Raw genomic sequence first — 20852 nt, forward strand, 5'->3', positions numbered from 1 at the left:
TTTCCCAATATTTTGGGTATCCTATTAGAGTTCTAAAAAGTGACTCCTAGTCACTTAAAATCTTTTAAAAAAAGGAGTAATTGCAATGGCAAAGATTACATTGTTTTCTAAAAACAACTGCATGCAGTGTAAAATGACTAAAAAATTCTTGGAAAAGGAAGGTGCTGATTTCGAAGAAATCAACATTGATGAACAGCCGGAAAAAATCGATTACGTAAAAAGTCTTGGTTTCACTGCTGCTCCAGTCATTGAAGCAGGCGATATCGTCTTTTCAGGCTTTCAACCGGCTAAACTTAAAGAAATCCTTTAATTTTCAAGTTTTTATAGAAAGGAACTTGTTTGCTTAGTTTAATATGTTAACCTTAATCTACCTTTAAACTAGGCCTGGTATCTGTATTATGTCTTTAAAAAATCTTGGCGATGTTTCTTACTTCCGCCTCAACAACGAAATTAACCGTCCTGTAAACGGTCAAATTCCTTTGCATAAGGATAAAGAAGCGCTTCGTGCCTTTTTCCTTGAAAATGTTAAGCCAAATTCAATGGCATTCAACAGCATCACAGATAAAATTAATTATTTGATTGAAAACGACTATATTGAGTCTGAATTCATCGGTAAATACGAACCTGCTTTCATCGAAAAATTGTCTGCTGAAATTCATGCTCAAAAATTCCGCTTCCAATCTTTCATGGCAGCCTACAAGTTCTACCAACAATATGCTCTCAAAACAAACGATGGCGAGTCATACCTTGAAAGTATTGAAGATCGTGTTCTTTTCAATGCGCTTTACTTTGCTGATGGTGATGAAAACCTAGCTAGTGACCTTGCCAACGAAATGATTCACCAACGTTACCAACCTGCTACTCCTTCATTTTTAAATGCTGGACGCAGTCGTCGTGGAGAACTCGTTTCATGTTTCCTTATTCAAGTAACGGATGACATGAATTCTATCGGTCGTTCTATTAACTCAGCTCTCCAATTATCACGTATCGGTGGAGGGGTAGGTATTAGCCTATCTAACCTACGTGAAGCTGGTGCTCCTATCAAAGGATATGCTGGTGCTGCTTCTGGAGTTGTCCCAGTTATGAAGCTTTTTGAAGATAGCTTCTCTTACTCAAATCAACTTGGTCAACGACAGGGTGCCGGAGTTGTTTATCTGGATGTTTTCCACCCAGATATCCTTGCCTTCCTTTCTACTAAGAAAGAGAACGCTGATGAAAAGGTACGTGTTAAGACATTGTCACTAGGTGTTACCGTACCTGATAAGTTTTACGAATTGGCACGTAATAATGAAGATATGTACCTCTTCAGCCCATATTCTGTCGAAAAAGAATATGGTAAACCATTTAACTACATCGACATAACAGCTATGTATGATGAATTGGTTGCCAATCCTAATATCACAAAAACTAAGATTAATGCACGTGAGTTAGAAACTGAAATTTCTAAACTCCAACAAGAATCTGGTTACCCATATATCGTCAATGTTGATACAGCTAACAGACATAACCCAATTGATGGTAAAATTGTTATGTCCAACCTCTGTTCTGAGATTCTACAAGTTCAAACACCAAGTGAACTTAACGATGCTCAAGAATTTGTTAAACTTGGTACAGATATCTCATGTAACCTTGGATCTACTAATATCCTGAACATGATGACTTCACCTGACTTCGGTCGTTCCATTAAGGCTATGACACGTGCGCTTACCTTTGTTACAGACAGCTCAAGTATCGATGCTGTTCCATCAATCAAAAAAGGGAACCAACAAGCTCATACCTTTGGTTTGGGAGCTATGGGGCTTCACTCTTACCTTGCTAAACACCATATCGAGTATGGTAGCCCCGAATCTGTTGAATTTACTAATATCTACTTCATGCTTATGAACTACTGGACTTTAGTTGAATCTAACAATATCGCCCGTGAACGTCAAGAAACCTTTGTCGGCTTTGAGAATTCAAAATATGCTGATGGTTCTTACTTTGATAAATACGTTACAGGGCAATACGTTCCTAAATCTGACCGTATTAAAGAACTTTTCGAAGGCCACTTCATCCCACAAGCCAAGGATTGGGAAGAACTACGTGAACTCGTTAAGAAAGATGGACTCTACCATCAAAACCGTTTGGCTGTTGCACCAAATGGCTCAATCTCTTACATTAACGACTGTTCTGCTTCTATTCATCCAATCACACAACGTATTGAAGAACGTCAAGAGAAGAAAATCGGAAAAATTTACTATCCAGCCAACGGTCTTTCAACAGACACTATTCCTTTCTACACTTCAGCCTACGACATGGACATGCGTAAAGTTATCGACGTTTATGCCGCTGCGACTGAACACGTTGATCAAGGTTTGTCATTAACCCTATTCTTGCGTAGTGAGTTGCCTAAAGAAATTTACGAATGGAAAACAGAAAATAAACAAACAACTCGTGACCTTTCTATCCTTCGTAACTACGCCTTTAACAAAGGAATCAAGTCAATCTACTACATCCGTACTTACACAGATGACGGTGAAGAAGTTGGCTCTAACCAGTGTGAAAGCTGTGTCATCTAAGATAGTGATTTGAGGCTAACAACTTCACTACTCTTATTTATAAAATGCATAAAAAGGTCGGTTCGCCGACTTTTTTAATAGATAAACTCAAAAAACTACATCATGATTTTTAATTATGATAAAATAGAATTGATATCAATAAAGAAAGAGGTTTCTAATGGAAACTTACTATAAAGCCATTAACTGGAATGAAATCGAAGATGCGATTGATAAATCTACTTGGGAAAAATTAACTGAACAATTTTGGTTAGATACTCGTATCCCCCTTTCAAATGACCTTGATGACTGGCGTAAACTTTCAGCTGAAGAAAAAGATTTAGTTGGAAAAGTTTTCGGCGGTTTGACCTTGCTAGATACCATGCAATCTCAAACGGGTGTTGAAGCCATTCGTGCAGACGTTCGTACACCTCATGAAGAAGCTGTCTTGAACAACATTCAGTTTATGGAATCTGTCCACGCAAAATCTTACTCTTCTATTTTCTCAACTTTGAATACTAAATCAGAAATTGAGGACATTTTTGAGTGGACAAACAGCAACGAGTACTTGCAAACTAAAGCAAAAATCATTAACGATATTTATGAAAACGGAACGCCACTTCAGAAAAAAGTTGCTTCCACCTATCTTGAAACCTTCCTTTTCTATTCAGGCTTCTTCACTCCTCTCTATTATCTTGGTAACAATAAGCTAGCTAACGTCGCTGAAATTATCAAACTGATTATCCGTGACGAATCTGTTCACGGAACCTATATTGGCTATAAGTTCCAACTAGGATTCAACGAATTACCTGAAGAAGAGCAAGAGAGTTTCCGTGAATGGATGTATGATCTCCTCTATCAATTGTATGAAAATGAAGAACTCTACACTAAATCTCTTTATGATGGTGTTGGATGGACTGAAGAAGTAATGACTTTCCTTCGCTATAATGCCAACAAGGCATTGATGAATTTAGGACAAGACCCTCTTTTCCCAGATTCTGCAAACGATGTTAACCCAATCGTTATGAATGGTATTTCTACAGGAACATCTAACCACGACTTCTTCTCTCAAGTTGGTAATGGTTACCTTCTAGGGACTGTTGAAGCCATGCAAGACGATGATTATAACTACGGACTATAAGAAAAAACTAGCTGAGCTAGTTTTTTTATTGTGTTCAATACTATATTCGAAAAACAAACAGAAAAAGAGTTCAAGTTGAACTCTTTTTATTTTATTTTGCTTTTACTTCAAAACCTTCTGCGACACCTTCAGCAAAGTTTTCTTCAACAATGCTAGCACAGTGATCACAGATAGTCGCATTGTAGCTACGTTCTTTGGTAGTTGGATCGATACGACGGCAACGATCACAGACATCACCTTCAGCACGTTCTACTGTGAATGCTACACCTTCAAAGCTTACAGCAGATTCAGGAGCATCTCCTTCAGCAATAGTCAATGCTGAAACAATCAAAAGTTGAGCAAGGTTAGTGTTCAAACCTTCAAGAAGTTCTTTGACTTCAGCATTAGGATAGATTGTCAAATGAGCTTCAAGTGATTTACCGATAACTTTTTCGTTACGCGCTTCTTCCAAAGCTTTTTGAGCTTGGCCACGGAAATCCATGAAGGCATTCCATTTTTCAAGAAGTGCATCTTGACCAGCGAAATCTTCTGCTTCTGGCAACTCTGACAATTGAACATAGTCTTCTGTTTCAAATTCAAGATATGACCAAATTTCTTCTGCAGTGTGAGGAAGAATTGGAGTCAATAGTTTTGTAATCTTAACAAGAACATCGTAGAAGACTGTTTGCATTTGACGACGTTCAAGTGATTCTGCACTCTCAATATAAACCACATCTTTGGCAAAATCAAGATAGAAAGCAGACAACTCAACGTTAATAAAGTTAACCAAGGCTTTGTAGATAGTTAAGAATTCAAAGTTTGCATAGGCATCACGAATAGTCTTAACTAATTGGTTAAATCGAATAGTCATGTACTGATCTACAGAACGCAAGTCTTCAAAGGCTACTGCATCAGTTGTTGGATTGAAGTCAGATGTATTAGCAATCAAGAAACGAAGTGTGTTACGAATCTTACGATAAGATTCTGATACTTGGCTAAGGATATCCATTGAGATACGAACGTCATTAGTTGTATCAACACTTGTTACCCAAAGACGAAGAATTTCAGCACCAAATTGTTTCTCAACATCACTAGGAGCAATAGTATTACCGAGGGATTTAGACATCTTTTCACCCTTACCATCAAGCGCAAAACCTTGAGACAAGAGTTGTTTGTATGGTGCAACACCATTATTAGCAACAGATGTGATAAGTGATGAGTTAAACCATCCACGATATTGGTCTGAACCTTCAAGATAAAGGTCAGCTGGATAAGTCAACTCAGGACGGTTAACAACGACACCATTCCATGATGAACCTGAGTCAAACCATACGTCCATAATGTCAGTTTCTTTAGTAAACTCTCCGTTTGGTGAACCTGGATGTGTAAAGCCTTCTGGAAGAAGATCTTTGGCATCACGTTCCCACCAGATAACTGAACCGTGCTCTTCGAAAAGTTTAGCCACATGTTCGATTGTTTCTTCAGTCATGATTGGTGTTTTATCTTCAGCATAGAAGATTGGGAGTGGCACACCCCAGGCACGCTGACGAGAGATTACCCAGTCACCACGGTCACGAATCATGTTGTAAAGACGAACTTTACCCCACTCAGAATGGAATTTAACTTTTTCAATCTCATCCAAAATCTCTTGACGGAATTTAGAAACAGAAGCAAACCATTGTGGTACGGCACGCCAGATGATTGGTTTCTTCGTACGCCAGTCAAATGGGTATGAGTGTGAGATTTCTTCTTTAGCAAGGAGCAAATCACCGAGTTTTTCCATAACAATTGGAGCCACTTTATCGTAGAACTGACCTTCAAAATCAGGACCAGCATTTTCCATCATGATACCACGCTCATTAACGGTTACGGCAACTTCAAGGCCATTAGCGATACCTACGTTATAGTCATCCTCACCAAAACCAGGAGCCGTATGGACGATACCTGTACCTGAATCTGTAGTTACGTGATTACCAAGGATAACAAGCTCATCAACTTCTGTATCCCACGGGTGTTCAGTGACGATTTGATTCAATTCCTCTCCACGGTATGACTGAAGTACTTCCACATCAGTCCAACCAAATTTCTCAGAAAGACTATTAAGTAATTCAGAAGCAACAACAAATTTGCGGTCTTCTCCGGCAGGTTTTACGAGAACGTATTCGATATCAGCACCAACAGTCAAACCACGTGAAGCTGTTACTGTAAATGGTGTTGTTGTCCAAACTACGATATATGTATCTGTGTCTAGTACTCCTTTACCATCCTTAACCTTATTGGCATAGTAAAGTGAAGTTGAAACCAAATCATGGTACTCGATTTCGGCTTCAGCAAGCGCTGATTCTGATGACCATGACCAATAAACTGGTTTTGCACCTTGATAGATGTAACCTTTTTTAGCCATCTCACCAAAGACACGAATCTGAGCTGCTTCATAATCTGGTGTCAAAGTAACATATGGGTTATCCCAATCAGCCGAAACACCAAGACGTTTGAAATCTTCACGTTGTTTGTCAACTTGTGAAAGTGCATAATCGCGACACATCTTAAGATATTCAGCACGATCAAGTTCTTTACGTTTCACACCTTGTTTTGCCAACACTTGTTCAATTGGAAGACCATGCGTATCCCAACCAGGAACGTAAGGAGCATAGAAACCAGACATTGATTTTGAACGCACAATGATATCCTTAGAAATTTTATTCATCGCATGACCAACGTGAATATTACCATTGGCATAAGGAGGACCATCATGAAGAGTGAAGTGAGGTTTACCTTGGTTCAACTCTTGACGACGTTGATACATGTTAGCATCTTCCCACTCTTTTTGCCAGATTGGTTCTTTGTTAGGAAGTCCAGCTCGCATTGGAAAGGCTGTCTTACCTAGATTTAAGGTTTCTTTGAGTTTCATTATATCTCCTCTTTAATTTAATTTACTAAATAAAAAGAGCCTTCATCAAAAAGGACGAAAGCTCGTGGTACCACCTTAATTCAGAGCAAAAGAATTTGCTCCCTCATATGTCCGTAAGGAGGACCATCCTTCTAACTTACTTATTTCAGTTAGAATGCTTGAAAATGATAACTATCCAAATAGGGAATGTAGGACTCACACCATCTCCCACTCGCTGTTAATATACTTGGTAAGTTGTATTTTTCTTATTCGCTAATATTCAATTTAAACGTTTGTGTTTCGTTTAGATTAATTTCACCTGTTGTCTCAGGTTGCAAATCAAAATCTTCATCTACTGGTGCTGAAGTTGGGAAATCTGGCACTTCACTCTCAAAAGTGTCTGGAATACCAAACTCAACTGGAGTTGAAACAACTTCGTTTGTTTCATCAACTTCTGGACTAGAGAAATCTTCAACTTGCTTATTACTTTCAGCAACGCGACGTTGAAGTTCAGCCATTTCATCAGGAGTGAATTGACGAGTTGCATCAAATGAAGCTGCATCATTTGAATCAGGTACATGCTCATCCAAAACTTTTTCAACAACTTCTTTAAAGGCAGCATCTGAATTTTGAAGATAAATAGCTGTTGGTTGCAACAATTCACCCCATTCTGGAGCACTTGCTAAGCTAAGCTGCCCTTCAACTGCAGCCAATAGGCGTTGGTGGAAGACACGACTTTGACGTTTAAGTTCTTCTGTTTCGATGGCAACACGTTTGGCTTCATCTGTTGCATCACGAAGAATTTCAGATGCCTTAGATTTAGCTTCTTCAACCAAATGAGTAGCATTGAAGTTAGCCTTATTAATCAAGTTAGCTGATTCGTCAGCCGCTGAAGCTTTAACTTTTTCTGCTGTTTCTTGAGCCAAAATAACTGATTGACTCAATGATTCTTTCATTTCATCAAAATAAGCCAATTTTTCTTCAAGCTCTTTTACACGAGCAGCAAGTTCACGATTGTCACGAACTAAATCTTCATAATCGTCTACAATAATATCAAGAAATTCATCAACTTCTTGCTCATTATATCCACGAAATTTAGTTGTAAACTGTTTATCTTTAATATCAAGTGCTGTAATAGCCATTACAGGCCTCCTTTATTTTTCATTACCATATTTAATGGTTTAAATTAAATAACTACTTTTTTCTCCGTCTTAACAGACTTTCAATAACGATTTTAGCTTTTCCGGACTTTGAAAATCCGTCTTGTTGAGCTAGTCGAAATCGACCATAACCTCTAACCGAAATCATACCACCAATAATAACCGCCTGATCAGCCTTCTCAACTTGTCTATAATTTAATTTTACTTTTCCTGAAGCAATAAGTTTTAAGGCGTTAGAACGAGATAAGTTTAATACCGTTGCCAACACATTATCAAGACGCATACTGGAAAGTAAGACAAAAGTTTTTGAATACTTTTCTTGATTTGAAATCCAATCGTCTTTACTTACTTCTTTTAGAGTAACCGAAACATTACCAATCTTAGTAATAGTTATTATCGCATAACTTGCTAAATGAGAAGCAATGTAAAATTGAACGCGTCCTTCTTCATCAAGAATAATATCTCCAAATACTTGACGATCAAGACCAAGCTGATTAATCAGTGCTCCCAAAACTTTTGGGTGTGTCAATTTATTGAACTGTCTCGCATATGAGATTTCTAGTCGTTTAATTTCAAAGTCATCGTCATCAAGCTCGTAATATTCGGGAGCAAGAATAACTCTTCCATACTCTTCAGATTCAAGAGTAGAACTCACAAAAAATTTTAAATTGTAGTAATGAGCTAACTCTTCAACAATCTGAATTTCACGAGGATTCAAGAAATCAGTTAAGTAAGGACTGTACCTATCATCAACTAATTGACAAAATCCCCTAACCTTCTCTAGAAAAGGACGTTCATCTAACGAGTAATGTTGTTCAATATTTTTAATATCTGACATCAGAGTAGAATAAATCTAAGAATTCTAAGTGAAAAGTTTAGTAGAAGTACAATTACCAATATTGAAAAATCAATACCAGCAAAAGATAAATTCAGGCGACGAAATGGTGCGAGAATCGGTTGAACAATTTGTCTAATGATTCTTCCAAGGCTAGTATCATAAGCTCCTGGAAACCAGGACAACAAAGCATAGACTACAAGAAGAATCTCTATCACGTTAACAACACGTGCCCAAATAACATAAAGTAATACTGACATCGCTTAACGTCTCTTCATGTCGAAGTCAAAATTAGCTTCTTGGTTGCCATGTGCCAACCCAATCTCTTCGATGTCAACAACGACATTAATTGGCGTAAGCAAATACATTGAAGAGCCAACTTTTTGTAAGTTGCCTGTAAGTACCTTGCTAGCACCATCAATAAAGTCAAGACAACGACGAGCTTGCGCTTCCAACATATATTGAAAATCGATTAAAACACATTCGTTTTCAATCAATAGTTCTACAATTTCCTGAGCATCTTCATACTTTTTAGGATATTTAATTGCAATTGTTGTTTTAGTTGTATTCATTTGTTGTGGTCCCTGATTTGCTTGTGAACGACTCAGAGGTAAACTACGAAGGACTTGAGTTTCCTGTAAGTCTGAATGAACATGTTGGCGACGAGGAGGGACTGTTGCCTGAGAACGCTCAGGTTGACGTTGCTGACGAGGAGGTTGTGTCTGCACAGGTTTCTGTGCTTTCACTGGACGTTCTTTAGCCTCTTCTTTAGCAGCATCTTCATAATCTGTTACTTCGTCGGTATCAAAATATGAAACAATTTTATCAATTGCGTCTTTTAATGCCATAAGGTTATTCTCCGTTCTCTTTAAAGAATGCACTGCCTATTCTGACAAAGGTTGATCCATTCTGAATAGCCATGTCATAGTCTCGACTCATCCCCATGCTTAACTGATCACAAGGAACATTCTTTAGTTTTTTCTCTTGAATTGATTGTCTAAGTTCATTTGTCTCAGCAAAAATCTTATCAAGTTCTTGAGCATCTGCATCAATTGGAGCCATAGTCATGAGTCCAACTATACAAATCTTATCAAGATTTTCAATTTGTTTTAGAACAGTATCAAGTTCTTCAGGTGAAAAACCATGTTTTGACTCTTCACCTGAAACGTTAACTTGTAGGAAGCAATTAATGGTGTGGTCGGCACGCTTTTGAATTTCCTCTGCCAATTTAACAGAATCCAAAGCATGAAAATAATCAACTAAATTAATAACATCCTTTACTTTACGACGTTGCAGGGTACCAATAAGGTGCCAAGTCAAATCATAATTTTTTAAAGCTTGATACTTATCTAAGAATTTATCAACGCGATTTTCAGCAATGTGCTTGATTCCCGTTTTAACCAATTCTTCAGCGACATCACTTGAAACATATTTGGTTACGGCAACAATATTGACGTCATCGCTAGAGCGATTAGCATTTTCACAAGCTCTTTTTACCGCTTGATAAACATTATTTTTATTCTCTTCTATAGTCATTATTAACGATTTTTAAAGAATGGTGGTGTCTCCAATTCATCATCATCTTCAACATCACTTGAGAATGTAGACATAGTCAATTGACTATCTAGTTGACCAGTTTCAGGACGAGAAATATTATCACGTCTCAAATCCCAATTACCAAAAGCTGACTGCTCTTGTTGAGGAGCTGCCGCTGCAGGACGAACTCCTGCTTGAGGCATTGAAGGTGTTTCATTATAGTCAAAATTTGGTTGACGTTCAAATGAAGGTTGAGAAACTGGACGTTGCTCTTCTTGAACAACTTGTTGAGCAGGAGCTGATGGTTGTGAAGGAGCTGTAGTCACTTTACGTGGCTGAGCTTTCATACCAGATACTTTTTCAGCACGATCTTGACGAACTCCAGTTGCAACAACAGTTACACGGATTTCATCTTTCAATGTATCATCGATTGATGTACCAAGCCAAATGTTAACACCGCTACCAGCTGCTTGACCAACAATTTCAGATGCTTCTTCTGCTTCTGTAAGCGTCATATCAAGACCACCAGTTACGTTAACGATAACATCTTCTGCACCATCAATAGTAGTTTCAAGAAGTGGTGAATAGATTGCTTTGCGCGCAGCTTCAACAATACGTTCTTCACCTGAACCAATACCAATACCCATAAGTGCATTACCTTTATTTGCCATAACTGTTTTCACATCGGCAAAGTCGAGGTTGATCAAACCTGGGTTAGTGATAAGGTCCGTAATACCTTGGACCCCTTGACGAAGAACATTATCTGCTTCACTAAGAGCTTCAAGAAGTGGTGTTTTCTTATCAACGATTTCAAGAAGGTTATTGTTAGAGATAATAAGAAGGGTATCAACTTGCTCACGCAATTCTTGAATACCTTCGACAGCGAAGGCACCACGTTTGTTACCTTCGAATCCAAATGGACGTGTCACAACTGCAACTGTCAATGCACCCAAGCTTTTCGCAATACGTGCAATAACTGGTGCTGCCCCTGTACCAGAGCCACCACCCATACCAGCAGTGATAAAGACCATATCAGCTCCTGTAAGTGCTTCTGTAAGTGTTTCTTCACTTTCTTCAGCTGCCTTACGACCAACTTCAGGTTGACCTCCGGCACCAAGGCCACGAGTCAATTTAGGACCCAATTGGATAACTGTTTCTGCTTTAGAAGAGCTGAGTGCTTGAATATCAGTATTAGCTGCAATAAATTCAACACCAGCAAGACCTTCTTCAATCATTCGGTTGATGGCGTTTCCGCCACCTCCACCGACACCGATAACTTTAATTACCGCACCTTGAACTGATGCGCTATCAAATGAAAAACTCATTTTATTTCCTCGCTTTTACTAGATTCAATTAATCAAACATACTGCCGAAAATACCACGAACACGATCACCAAGTTTTTGTTTTTGTTCATGATTTTCTTCTTCAACTGGCAGAGGTACCTCAATGGTGTTCTCAACTGGAACAGGACTTGGCTGAGGAGCCACTCGAGGTGCTGGAGCAGGAGTTCTATCAAAACTCAAGGCAGGAGCCTCATTGTCGATTGGTTTACGACGAAGATACTCTTCACCAGACACAGCCTGTTGTGCAATGATATCAACTTCTGTAAGAAGACCAACATACTCAACAAGACTAATCACATTTGCAAACATTGGATTACGGATACCAACTTGATTTGGCACGTAAAGTTTAACATTTGTCTCAAAAATTTCTTGAGCAACTTCAACCACACCTGGCATGATAGCTGTTCCACCTACAAGGACAATGCCACCAGGCAAATCAAGTAGACGTCCTCGAGTCAAGTCTTGTTTAACTCTATCAAGGATATGCTTCACACGAGCTGAGATAATCTCAGCAAGGTATTTTTCTGTAATCTCAACTGGTGAATTCTCACCTACAACTTCTACTTGGACAGTTTCTGTTTCGCTTGCTTCTTCAATATCTGCATTACCAAAATTGAACTTAAGTGCTTCAGCAATCTGCATTGAAGTCTTCAAAACTTTTGAAATATCCTTAGTGATGTACTCGCCACCTTCAGAATAAATATTGGTAAATTGAAGTTCTTGAGCACGCATGCTTGCAACAGTTGTTTGACCGCCACCCATATCAATAACAGTAGCACCAAACTCACGTTCACCTTCATTTAGAACAGCACGTGTCATTGCAAGAGGAGAGATGATAATATTCTCTACTTGAATACCCGCACGTTCAACTGTCTTACGAAGGTTGTGAAGAATCGTTGTTGGACCTGTGTAAATGAGACCTCTCATTTCAAGACGAATCCCCATCATTCCACGAGGATCACGAATTCCTTGGAAGCCATCAACAATAAACTCTTCAGGAACTAGTGAGATAACCTCACGCTCAGGTGTAATGCTCTTTGTCAAGGCTGAGCGAACAACACTTTCAACATCTTCATCTTTGATTTCTTTTGATTCACTTGTTACAGGAATCATACCTTGTGTAGGCTCAATTTGAAGAAGATTAGCTGGAAGCCCAACGTTCACTTGCTCAATAACAATCCCAGCTTTTTCTTCTGCTTGTTCAATAGCTGTTTTGATTGATTTCGCTGCAGCGTCAATGTCAACAATGATGCCATCTTTCACACCAGAACTCTTAACATTACTTACTCCGATGACATTCATTGATCCATCAATAAACTCAGCAACAAGAACCTTAATCGAGCTAGTTCCTATATCTAATCCTGTAAAAAAGCCATCTCTAGCCATTCACTCGACCTCTCAATCTTTCCATTCAATATCTTTGTAAACTGTATAAAAACAGAATTATTCGGATACTATTGTACCATAAAAAAACGTAAAATGTCAGCATTTTACGTTTTTTATTATCTTACGAAAACCACTAGCTGTGCTAGTGGTTCCGAAAAGCTTTTAGCGATGTATCAAAAAAAGTCCCCCTAAAGTGTTATATTAGATAAGGTTTCCCGACCACTAACTAATATACTAAAGGAGGACCCCTGATGAGACAGGATAATAATAGTTTAGCACATACTACATGGAATTGTAAGTATCATATTGTTTTCGCCCCAAAATATAGACGTCAGATAATCTATGGGAAATACAAAGCAAGTATTGGTCAAATCTTACGGTTATTATGTGAAAGAAAAGGCGTTGAAATTCATGAAGCAGAAGCTTGCCCAGATCATATTCACATGTTAGTGAGTATACCACCGAAACTAAGTATTTCTTCATTTATGGGATATTTAAAGGGTAAAAGTAGCTTAATGATATTCGACCGACACGCAAATTTAAAGTATAAATATGGGAATCGCAAATTTTGGTGTCGAGGGTTTTATGTTGATACGGTTGGGCGAAATCAGAAGCGAATTGAAGAATATATTCGTAATCAATTACAAGAAGACGTGATAGCAGATCAGCTTAGTCTGTTTGAGGAGTATGATCCGTTTACAGGTGAGAAGAATAAAAGAAAGTAATCTTAAAGAGACCCGCTAGACGGGTCAGCTAGCAAAGGTGGTGCTGAAGGGAAACCATTCGGTAGGCCTTTAGGCCTCGGCCGGTAGCAGAGGCTTTCAGCCGAAGAGCAAGCCACCCGTTCTCACGGGTGGTTTTGACTATTCAATATTAGCCTTGAGCAGGGGAAGTCCGATGAGTTGTTTCTTGACCAACAGTTGGATTTTCTTGTCCTTGAATACCCGGATTTTCAGAATTAGACTCTTCCTCAGAATGCTGTTCCATTGATGTTGTAGTATCTTGACCTTCTTCAGAAGTTGCATTTTCTTCTTTTTTATCAGTCTTATCTTTATCTTTCTTTTTATCCCCATCAGTTTTTGATGATTCAACTTCAGGAGTCGTTGTATAAAGTCCAACTTCCATATCTACAATACTTCCATCTGAAAGTTGACTCTTAATTTTCTCGTAGTAAGGAAGCTTAACTGTTAATTGAGAAAGTGGAACACGAATGGAATTGCCATCATACAGCTCAATCGTTAGTAAATCTGAAGTTGCTTTAGTAGGCGTAAGATTAATAATTTGAATATTATTCTTGATTTTTGTATCAAGTTTATTTAATTCTTTTACTAACTCTTCAATTTTCTTCTCGTCATCCATCTTTAAGGTGATGAATTTATCAGGTAGATTACTAGTTGAAACTGTTCCTCCTGTCTTACCACTTTGAAGAATAGAAACATAACCATTTGTAGTTTGACGATAAGCCACGATTGGGTATTCTTTTACTGCAATATTAAATTGATTTGGAAAACTATATGTTACTGTAGCCTTTTTAACCCAAACATTGGTTTTTTCAACAGTTGATGCAATCTTTCCTTGGTTGAAAAAGACATGAGTGATATAGTCTGTATCAAGAATACCACTTGCAACTTTCACATCTTCTGGTAAAGCATTTTTTGTTCCTGATACAGTGAGAACCTTTTGTTTTGACCAAGGTGAAATAAAGAAAAGTGAAAATACGATTAGGAGTGCAGCGATAAAAATAACTAGTCCTGCAAGATTTTGTTGTGCAATTGGAATATTACTAGCCGTGTTCCCTTTTTTTCGTTTCTTCCTTTTGGTCTTTTTTTTCTTTCTAACCTTCTTTTTCACTGGTGGCTGGTTCTCATTTGAAGTCGCTTCTTCTGAATGCACGACCTTTCCATTCGCAAATTCTTCAGAATCTTCGGTTTCTTTTTTTCTCAAAAATTCGAGGTTTCTCTTCTGCCACTCTGTGAGAACTTGTTTTTCTTGTGATTCTTGATCCTTTTTTGCCATGAAATTCCTTTATTTTTTTGAAATACTAGTCACTAATAGGTTATAAAAATCATCAGGAGAAGTGATTTCCTCAGATTTAGCCATAGCTTCTTTGTAAGTCTCTGCATGTTCAACAAGTTGTTCAAGCTCATGATTTAAGGTTTCCCAACTTAATTCTGTTTCCTGTAATTGACGTGCGTAACCTTTTCGTTCAAAATAAGCAGCATTTTCAAGTTGGTCTCCTCGGCTAGCTTCTTTCCCTAAAGGAATAATTAAATGAAGTTTTTTCATAGCCAACAATTCGAAAATCGTATTTGAGCCACCACGAGTTACAACTAAATCTGCCGTATCCATAAGAGGTTGGTACAAATCTGTCACATAATCAACTCTATAAAGATGACGTTCTAAGGTATTCAATGAAGAGTCCCCAGAAATATTAATGACATTATATTTTTCCGTCAGTTGTGGAGTATTACTAATAAAATCATTAAATACCTTTGCACCAGCTGATCCACCAATAAAAAGGACAGTTTTTAAGTTGTCATCAAACTGTTCTTTAATCTTATCAAAGGCATCAGACTGATTAGATGTCGCCATTCCTACCTTTGTAATCGCACCTACATGTTTTGTCTTCGCCAATCCTTTTGATTGTTCAAAAGTCGTAAACATAGTAGTCGCAAATTTGTAGGCAATTTTATTGGCCAAGCCCATAGAGAGGTCAGACTCATGCACATAGACAGGAACCCCTAATAATTTAGAAGCAATTACCGGTGGCACTGAGACAAATCCACCCTTTGAAAAGAGTGCTTGGGGACGAATCTTGGCAACAATTGCAATAGACTGTAGAATCCCCCAACCAACTTTAAAGACATCCAACATATTTTGCCATGAAAAATAACGACGTAGTTTACCTGTAGCAATACTATGGAAAGTCACATCTAAGCCAGATTTATCAATCTGCTCATGTTCAATCCCGTGCTTATCACCGATATAGTGCACTTCCCATCCATCTTTGAGAAATTTTGGAATTAAGATAAGATTTAAAGTCACATGTCCAACGGTTCCACCACCGGTAAAAACAATCTTTTTCGCTTTTGCCATAGACTATCCCTTCAATTGCTCAACAGTTGTAATAAATTCGTCACCACGCACTTCGAAATTCTTGTACATATCCCAGCTTGCGTTTGCAGGACTCAACAAGACAACATCTCCTGCACTGGCTTGATCAAAGGCAATACGTGTCGCATCTGCCACATCTTTGGCATCAAGATAAGTCACGCCCGCTTTATCAGCAGCACGTTTGACACGAGGAGCTGATTCCCCTAAAATCACCATTTTCTTAAGACCAGTAATGTCAGGAATGAGTTCATCAAATTCATTACCACGGTCCAAACCACCGGCAATCAAAATGACTTTACTATTATCAAACCCAGAAAGTGCTTTTTGTGTCGCTAAAATGTTTGTTGACTTACTGTCATTGTAGAATCTTACTTCATTGATAGTGTCAACGAATTGGAGACGGTGCTTAACCCCACCAAAGCTTGCGAGGGTTTCCTTGATAGCTTGGTTTGAAATACCTGACAATTTTGCTACAGCTATAGTTGCCAAGGCATTTTCAACATTATGACTACCAGGAACGCCAATCTCATCAGCTTGCATCACCAATTCACCTTTGAAGTAGAGGCCACCATTTTCAAGATAGGCACCATCTACTTTTTCCACTGTTGAGAATGGTACTACTTGTGCTTTAGTTTGTGTAGCTAATTCCTTAGCCAAATCTTGATTGAAGTTCAAAACAACAAAATCATCCGCAGTCATCTGATTTTGAATATTCCATTTGGCAGCCACATATTCTTCAAAACTACCATGATAGTCAATATGTGTCGGCATCAAGTTAGTAATCACAGCAATATGTGGATGGAAGCTATCAATCCCCATCAATTGGAAAGAAGACAATTCCATAACTAAGATATCTTGAGCAGTAACTGACTGTGCAACTTCTGACGCAGGGAAACCGATATTTCCAGACAAGACACCCGATTTGCCACCATGGTTTAGGACATCAGCAATCATAGTTGTCGTTGTTGTCTTACCATTTGAGCCTGTAATACCGATAATAGGTGCTTCAGATACTAGGTAAGCTAATTCCACTTCAGTCCAAACAGGAATGCCTTTTTCAAGTGCACGAGCTACCATTAGATTGTCATAACGAATTCCAGGATTTTTCACCATTAATTCAAAATTTTCATCCAATAGTTCAAGAGGATGTCCGCCACAGACAACCTTAATCCCTTCTTCAAGAAGCGTCTGTGCTGATGGATTTTCCTCAAATGGTTTCCCATCATTTACTGTGACAATAGCACCCAACTTAGCCAATAGGCGGGCAGCTGCTTCACCAGATTTAGCCAAACCAAGGACCAAAACTTTTTTATTTTCAAATTGTGTTACTGATTTCATAATTCGTCCATTCTCTCAAATTGTATCATAATCATTTTACCCTTTATCCCAAGCTATTTCAAGGAGTTACCTCTTCTTGGCAAAAGAAAAAGCCAATCTATTCGATTGACTTTTAATCTCATGCTACTTATTTATCTTCATGTTCAGCTTTTTCATGATTAAGCTCTGACATGGCGAAAAAATCTTTCAAGGTGAAATAGCTCAATACAAGCATTCCCACCGTAACAAAGAACTCACCAGGTAAACTGAAGAATTTAATGATTGATAGCACTGCTAAAAGTAGGAGCAATGCTAAGGTAGCCATGACAAAGAGAAGATTCATGGTGTTTTTTACCGACTTTGGTGCAATAAAGAAATAGAATGATGCAATCAATATAGCAACAATCAGATAAAACATCTCTTCTCCTCTCTATATATTATTCAGCTTCTGCTGCTTTTTTCTTACGTTTATTGGCTTTATCACGCTCTGCTTTATTCAAAATTTGTTTACGCAAGCGGATAGATTCAGGCGTTACTTCCATGTACTCATCGTCATCCAAGAATTCAAGTGATTCTTCAAGAGTCAAGATACGTGGAGTCTTGATAACAGCCGTTTGGTCCTTAGTTGCTGAACGCACGTTTGTCATTTGTTTTGCTGTAGTGATATTGACACCAAGGTCATTTTCACGAGCATTTTCACCAACAATCATACCTTCATAAACTTCAGTACCTGGGTTAACAAAGATTGTACCACGTTCTTCGATACGCATGATTGAGTAAGTTGTCGCTTTACCTGTATCGATAGAAACAAGGGCACCACGGTGACGTCCACCAATTTCACCAGCAACAACTGGCAAGTATTGGTCGAAAGTATGGTTCATGATACCGTAACCACGTGTCATAGACAAGAATTCAGTTGAGAATCCGATAAGACCACGAGCTGGTACAAGGAAGATAAGACGTGTTTGACCGTTACCAACCATTTGCATATCAAGCATGTCACCTTTACGTTCTGAAAGGGCTTGGATGATAGAACCTTGGTACTCTTCTGGAGTATCAATTTGAACACGTTCAAATGGCTCACATTTCACGCCATCAATTTCTTTGATGATAACTTCTGGACGAGATACTTGAAGTTCGTAACCTTCACGACGCATTGTTTCGATAAGGATTGACAAGTGCAATTCACCACGACCTGAGACAGTCCATTTATCAGGAGAATCAGTTGGATCAACACGAAGAGAAACGTCTGTTTGCAACTCTGCCAAAAGTCGTTCTTCAACCTTACGTGATGTCACGTGTTTACCTTCACGACCTGCAAATGGTGAGTTATTAGCCAAGAAAGTCATTTGAAGTGTTGGTTCGTCAATACGAAGAACTGGCAATGGTTCAACAGCATCAGTTGGTGTAATTGTTTCACCAACGAAGATGTCTTCCATACCTGAGATGGCAATCAAATCACCAGCTTTTGCTTCTTCAATTTCACGACGTTCCAAACCAAAGAAACCGAAAAGTTTAGTAACACGGAAGTTCTTTGTTGTTCCATCAAGTTTTGAAAGGGTAACTTGGTCACCGACTTTTACAGTTCCACGGAAGATACGTCCAATACCGATACGTCCAACGAAATCATTGTAGTCAAGAAGTGACACTTGGAATTGAAGAGGCTCATCTGAGTTATCTACAGGAGCTGGGATGTGGTCAATAATAGTGTCAAAGATTGGAGCCATAGTGTGCTCTTGATCAGCAGGGTTATCTGACAACGATGATGTTCCGTTAATCGCTGAAGCATACACAACTGGGAATTCCAACTGATCATCATCAGCACCAAGCTCGATGAAAAGTTCAAGAACTTCATCAACAACTTCTTCAGGACGAGCTGATGGTTTATCAATCTTGTTAACAACAACGATAGGTGTCAAGTTTTGCTCGAGTGCTTTTTTCAACACAAAACGTGTTTGAGGCATTGTACCTTCGTAGGCATCGACAACAAGGACAACCCCATCAACCATTTTCATGATACGTTCAACTTCTCCACCGAAGTCCGCGTGACCTGGTGTATCCATGATGTTGATACGCGTACCATTATAAGCAACGGCTGTATTTTTGGCAAGGATGGTAATTCCACGTTCTTTTTCAAGATCGTTTGAGTCCATTGCACGCTCATCAAGCTCTTTACGCTCGTCAAGAGTGTGTGATTGTTTCAACAATTCATCAACAAGTGTTGTTTTACCGTGGTCAACGTGGGCAATGATGGCTACGTTACGGATATCTTCTCTAAGTTTAGTCATTTTTTCCTCTTTAATTTTTATTTCAACTTTTAAAGTATACCACATTTTCAACAAAATGGCAGAGCTCAGCTGATTGTAAACGTTTTTCAACAAGAAAAAGGTGCTGTCCACCTATAATTGGTCAGACACACCTTCTGTCATTCATTAGTTATCAATTATAAGTGCAAGGCTAGCAGCTCCAATGATACCAGCATCATTTCCAAGCTCTGCTAATTTCACTTTTGTTGTACGGCGAACTTGTGGGAATGCATAACGTGTAAAGTATCCTTCAACACGGCTACGCAAGAATTCACCAGCTGCCGAAACACCACCACCGATGACAACTGAATCTGGGTTGAGAATATTTGAGATATTTGCTGTTGCAAGTCCTAGGTATTCAGAGACTTTGTCAACGATGCTATCAGCAAACTTGTCGCCTTCGGCAGCGGCAACGAAAATATCTTTACTTGTTACTTGCTCACCATTATCTACAGCAGCTTTAATAGAAGAGTCACCTTCATATCCTTCTGCTAAATGACGTGCCAAACGTACGACACCTGTTGCAGAAGCTACAGTTTCCAAGCATCCTTTGTTTCCGCAAGTACATTCAAATCCTGTTTCAGGCTCAACGATAATGTGGCCAATTTCACCACCAGCACCGCCAACACCATGGATCAAGTTACCATCAGCGATAACGCCGCCACCAACTCCTGTTCCTAATGTCACAAAGACAACATCAGGATTGTTAGCACCAGCACCAACCCAACGTTCACCGAGGGCAGCAACGTTAGCATCATTATCAATTGCAAATGGAATACCGAGTTCTTTTTCGATGACAGATCCAACTTCTTGAGTTTCTGCCCAGTTCAAGTTGAAAGCACCAGTGACCGTTTTATTTTCACGATTAACAGCTCCTGGAGAACCCATACCAATTCCAATGAAATCTTCTGCAGTAAGTCCGTACATTTCCAAACGGTGTTTCAAAGACTCCACGATGTTAGGGACGATGTGACGACCATTTTCAAGCGTATTTGTTTCAATCGCCCATTTTTCTTGGACTTCACCTTCTGAAGTCAAAATACCAAATTTAACAGTTGTTCCACCAAGGTCAATTCCCAAGAGTTTTTTACTCATTTTCTTTCTCCATTTCAATGCGATGTTCACGTCGTAAAATCATTTCAGCAGTAAGATAGTTGTCCTTATCCACCAAACCATTCTGGTAGAGGGCTTCTAACTCAATCTTCATCATTTCGATATCATAAAGCCTTTTCCCTAGGTGAACTACTATGCCAAACTGTTTCAACAACTGTTGAACGTCATATAAAGTTTTCATAGCAATATTTTAGCAA

Annotated in this window: 19 protein-coding genes; 4 read left to right on the top strand and 15 right to left on the bottom strand. The window is 38.7% G+C overall.

Annotated features, from left to right (window positions below):
• Positions 1-85 precede the first annotated feature (85 nt).
• The 3 genes from nrdH to nrdF all read left to right on the top strand — a co-directional run bounded on the left by nrdH (position 86) and on the right by nrdF (position 3675).
• Positions 86-310, top strand: a complete 225-nt coding sequence (nrdH, locus tag NST80_RS06505; RefSeq protein ID WP_003096895.1) for a glutaredoxin-like protein NrdH — start codon at positions 86-88, stop codon at positions 308-310.
• An 88-nt stretch (positions 311-398) separates the two neighbouring features.
• Complete coding sequence (gene nrdE, locus NST80_RS06510) at positions 399-2558, top strand: class 1b ribonucleoside-diphosphate reductase subunit alpha (protein ID WP_342504574.1); 2160 nt, start codon at positions 399-401, stop codon at positions 2556-2558.
• A gap of 157 nt (positions 2559-2715) precedes the next feature.
• Positions 2716-3675, top strand: a complete 960-nt coding sequence (gene nrdF / locus NST80_RS06515; RefSeq protein WP_201552681.1) for a class 1b ribonucleoside-diphosphate reductase subunit beta — start codon at positions 2716-2718, stop codon at positions 3673-3675.
• 91 nt (positions 3676-3766) lie between these two features.
• Here nrdF and ileS read toward each other — a convergent pair whose 3' ends face one another.
• The 8 genes from ileS to ftsA form a co-directional block, all read right to left on the bottom strand.
• Entirely contained in the window at positions 3767-6565 is a 2799-nt protein-coding gene (ileS, locus tag NST80_RS06520) for an isoleucine--tRNA ligase (RefSeq protein ID WP_265107555.1), read from the bottom strand.
• Positions 6566-6810: 245 nt separating this feature from the next.
• On the bottom strand, positions 6811-7686 hold the full coding sequence (locus NST80_RS06525; RefSeq protein WP_265107556.1) for a DivIVA domain-containing protein: 876 nt from the start codon (positions 7684-7686) through the stop codon (positions 6811-6813).
• A gap of 52 nt (positions 7687-7738) precedes the next feature.
• Positions 7739-8542: a YlmH/Sll1252 family protein gene (locus NST80_RS06530; protein ID WP_265107557.1), complete on the bottom strand. Its 804-nt coding sequence runs from the start codon at positions 8540-8542 to the stop codon at positions 7739-7741.
• Positions 8542-8799, bottom strand: coding sequence for a YggT family protein (locus tag NST80_RS06535; RefSeq protein WP_014634256.1), 258 nt, complete (start codon positions 8797-8799; stop codon positions 8542-8544). The genes NST80_RS06530 and NST80_RS06535 overlap by 1 nt, the downstream gene beginning before the upstream one ends.
• Before the next feature lie 3 nt (positions 8800-8802).
• The gene (locus NST80_RS06540) at positions 8803-9387 is read right to left on the bottom strand and encodes a cell division protein SepF (RefSeq protein WP_021144368.1); all 585 of its coding nucleotides are present in this window, start codon (positions 9385-9387) and stop codon (positions 8803-8805) included.
• A 4-nt stretch (positions 9388-9391) separates the two neighbouring features.
• Positions 9392-10075: a YggS family pyridoxal phosphate-dependent enzyme gene (locus NST80_RS06545; RefSeq protein ID WP_021146998.1), complete on the bottom strand. Its 684-nt coding sequence runs from the start codon at positions 10073-10075 to the stop codon at positions 9392-9394.
• Positions 10076-10077: 2 nt separating this feature from the next.
• Positions 10078-11400 carry a cell division protein FtsZ gene (gene ftsZ / locus NST80_RS06550; protein ID WP_002884133.1) on the bottom strand — a complete coding sequence of 441 codons (1323 nt, stop codon included), beginning with the start codon at positions 11398-11400 and terminating at the stop codon, positions 10078-10080.
• 28 nt (positions 11401-11428) lie between these two features.
• Positions 11429-12805, bottom strand: a complete 1377-nt coding sequence (gene ftsA, locus NST80_RS06555) for a cell division protein FtsA (protein WP_002884067.1) — start codon at positions 12803-12805, stop codon at positions 11429-11431.
• Between the two features lie 251 nt (positions 12806-13056).
• Here ftsA and tnpA point away from each other — a divergent pair, with 251 nt between their 5' ends.
• Positions 13057-13530, top strand: coding sequence for an IS200/IS605 family transposase (gene tnpA, locus NST80_RS06560; protein WP_002891962.1), 474 nt, complete (start codon positions 13057-13059; stop codon positions 13528-13530).
• A gap of 148 nt (positions 13531-13678) precedes the next feature.
• Here tnpA and NST80_RS06565 read toward each other — a convergent pair whose 3' ends face one another.
• The 7 genes from NST80_RS06565 to NST80_RS06595 form a co-directional block, all read right to left on the bottom strand.
• A complete protein-coding gene (locus NST80_RS06565; protein ID WP_013990787.1) occupies positions 13679-14821 on the bottom strand; it encodes an FtsQ-type POTRA domain-containing protein in 1143 nt (380 codons plus the stop codon).
• A gap of 9 nt (positions 14822-14830) precedes the next feature.
• Positions 14831-15901, bottom strand: coding sequence for a UDP-N-acetylglucosamine--N-acetylmuramyl-(pentapeptide) pyrophosphoryl-undecaprenol N-acetylglucosamine transferase (locus NST80_RS06570; RefSeq protein ID WP_045771813.1), 1071 nt, complete (start codon positions 15899-15901; stop codon positions 14831-14833).
• A gap of 3 nt (positions 15902-15904) precedes the next feature.
• On the bottom strand, positions 15905-17257 hold the full coding sequence (gene murD, locus NST80_RS06575) for a UDP-N-acetylmuramoyl-L-alanine--D-glutamate ligase (protein ID WP_342504575.1): 1353 nt from the start codon (positions 17255-17257) through the stop codon (positions 15905-15907).
• Positions 17258-17384: 127 nt separating this feature from the next.
• On the bottom strand, positions 17385-17654 hold the full coding sequence (locus NST80_RS06580; protein WP_002884134.1) for a DUF3165 family protein: 270 nt from the start codon (positions 17652-17654) through the stop codon (positions 17385-17387).
• Between the two features lie 19 nt (positions 17655-17673).
• Complete coding sequence (gene typA / locus NST80_RS06585; protein WP_002884130.1) at positions 17674-19524, bottom strand: translational GTPase TypA; 1851 nt, start codon at positions 19522-19524, stop codon at positions 17674-17676.
• A 144-nt stretch (positions 19525-19668) separates the two neighbouring features.
• The gene (locus tag NST80_RS06590; RefSeq protein ID WP_183138224.1) at positions 19669-20637 is read right to left on the bottom strand and encodes an ROK family glucokinase; all 969 of its coding nucleotides are present in this window, start codon (positions 20635-20637) and stop codon (positions 19669-19671) included.
• On the bottom strand, positions 20630-20836 hold the full coding sequence (locus NST80_RS06595; RefSeq protein ID WP_149561267.1) for a YqgQ family protein: 207 nt from the start codon (positions 20834-20836) through the stop codon (positions 20630-20632). Before NST80_RS06595 ends, NST80_RS06590 begins: the two co-directional genes overlap by 8 nt.
• Between the last annotated feature and the right edge of the window lie 16 nt (positions 20837-20852).

Source organism: Streptococcus sp. FSL K6-1323 (assembly GCF_038630745.1).
GTDB classification, from domain to species: domain Bacteria; phylum Bacillota; class Bacilli; order Lactobacillales; family Streptococcaceae; genus Streptococcus; species Streptococcus salivarius_D.

Bases quoted from the DNA above. Each gene is read 5' to 3' on its own strand.
- nrdH (WP_003096895.1), top strand. From the start codon at position 86: ATGGCAAAGATTACATTGTTTTCTAAAAACAACTGCATGCAGTGTAAA.
- nrdE (WP_342504574.1), top strand. From the start codon at position 399: ATGTCTTTAAAAAATCTTGGCGATGTTTCTTACTTCCGCCTCAACAAC.
- nrdF (WP_201552681.1), top strand. From the start codon at position 2,716: ATGGAAACTTACTATAAAGCCATTAACTGGAATGAAATCGAAGATGCG.
- ileS (WP_265107555.1), bottom strand. From the start codon at position 6,565: ATGAAACTCAAAGAAACCTTAAATCTAGGTAAGACAGCCTTTCCAATG.
- NST80_RS06525 (WP_265107556.1), bottom strand. From the start codon at position 7,686: ATGGCTATTACAGCACTTGATATTAAAGATAAACAGTTTACAACTAAA.
- NST80_RS06530 (WP_265107557.1), bottom strand. From the start codon at position 8,542: ATGTCAGATATTAAAAATATTGAACAACATTACTCGTTAGATGAACGT.
- NST80_RS06535 (WP_014634256.1), bottom strand. From the start codon at position 8,799: ATGTCAGTATTACTTTATGTTATTTGGGCACGTGTTGTTAACGTGATA.
- NST80_RS06540 (WP_021144368.1), bottom strand. From the start codon at position 9,387: ATGGCATTAAAAGACGCAATTGATAAAATTGTTTCATATTTTGATACC.
- NST80_RS06545 (WP_021146998.1), bottom strand. From the start codon at position 10,075: ATGACTATAGAAGAGAATAAAAATAATGTTTATCAAGCGGTAAAAAGA.
- ftsZ (WP_002884133.1), bottom strand. From the start codon at position 11,400: ATGAGTTTTTCATTTGATAGCGCATCAGTTCAAGGTGCGGTAATTAAA.
- ftsA (WP_002884067.1), bottom strand. From the start codon at position 12,805: ATGGCTAGAGATGGCTTTTTTACAGGATTAGATATAGGAACTAGCTCG.
- tnpA (WP_002891962.1), top strand. From the start codon at position 13,057: ATGAGACAGGATAATAATAGTTTAGCACATACTACATGGAATTGTAAG.
- NST80_RS06565 (WP_013990787.1), bottom strand. From the start codon at position 14,821: ATGGCAAAAAAGGATCAAGAATCACAAGAAAAACAAGTTCTCACAGAG.
- NST80_RS06570 (WP_045771813.1), bottom strand. From the start codon at position 15,901: ATGGCAAAAGCGAAAAAGATTGTTTTTACCGGTGGTGGAACCGTTGGA.
- murD (WP_342504575.1), bottom strand. From the start codon at position 17,257: ATGAAATCAGTAACACAATTTGAAAATAAAAAAGTTTTGGTCCTTGGT.
- NST80_RS06580 (WP_002884134.1), bottom strand. From the start codon at position 17,654: ATGTTTTATCTGATTGTTGCTATATTGATTGCATCATTCTATTTCTTT.
- typA (WP_002884130.1), bottom strand. From the start codon at position 19,524: ATGACTAAACTTAGAGAAGATATCCGTAACGTAGCCATCATTGCCCAC.
- NST80_RS06590 (WP_183138224.1), bottom strand. From the start codon at position 20,637: ATGAGTAAAAAACTCTTGGGAATTGACCTTGGTGGAACAACTGTTAAA.
- NST80_RS06595 (WP_149561267.1), bottom strand. From the start codon at position 20,836: ATGAAAACTTTATATGACGTTCAACAGTTGTTGAAACAGTTTGGCATA.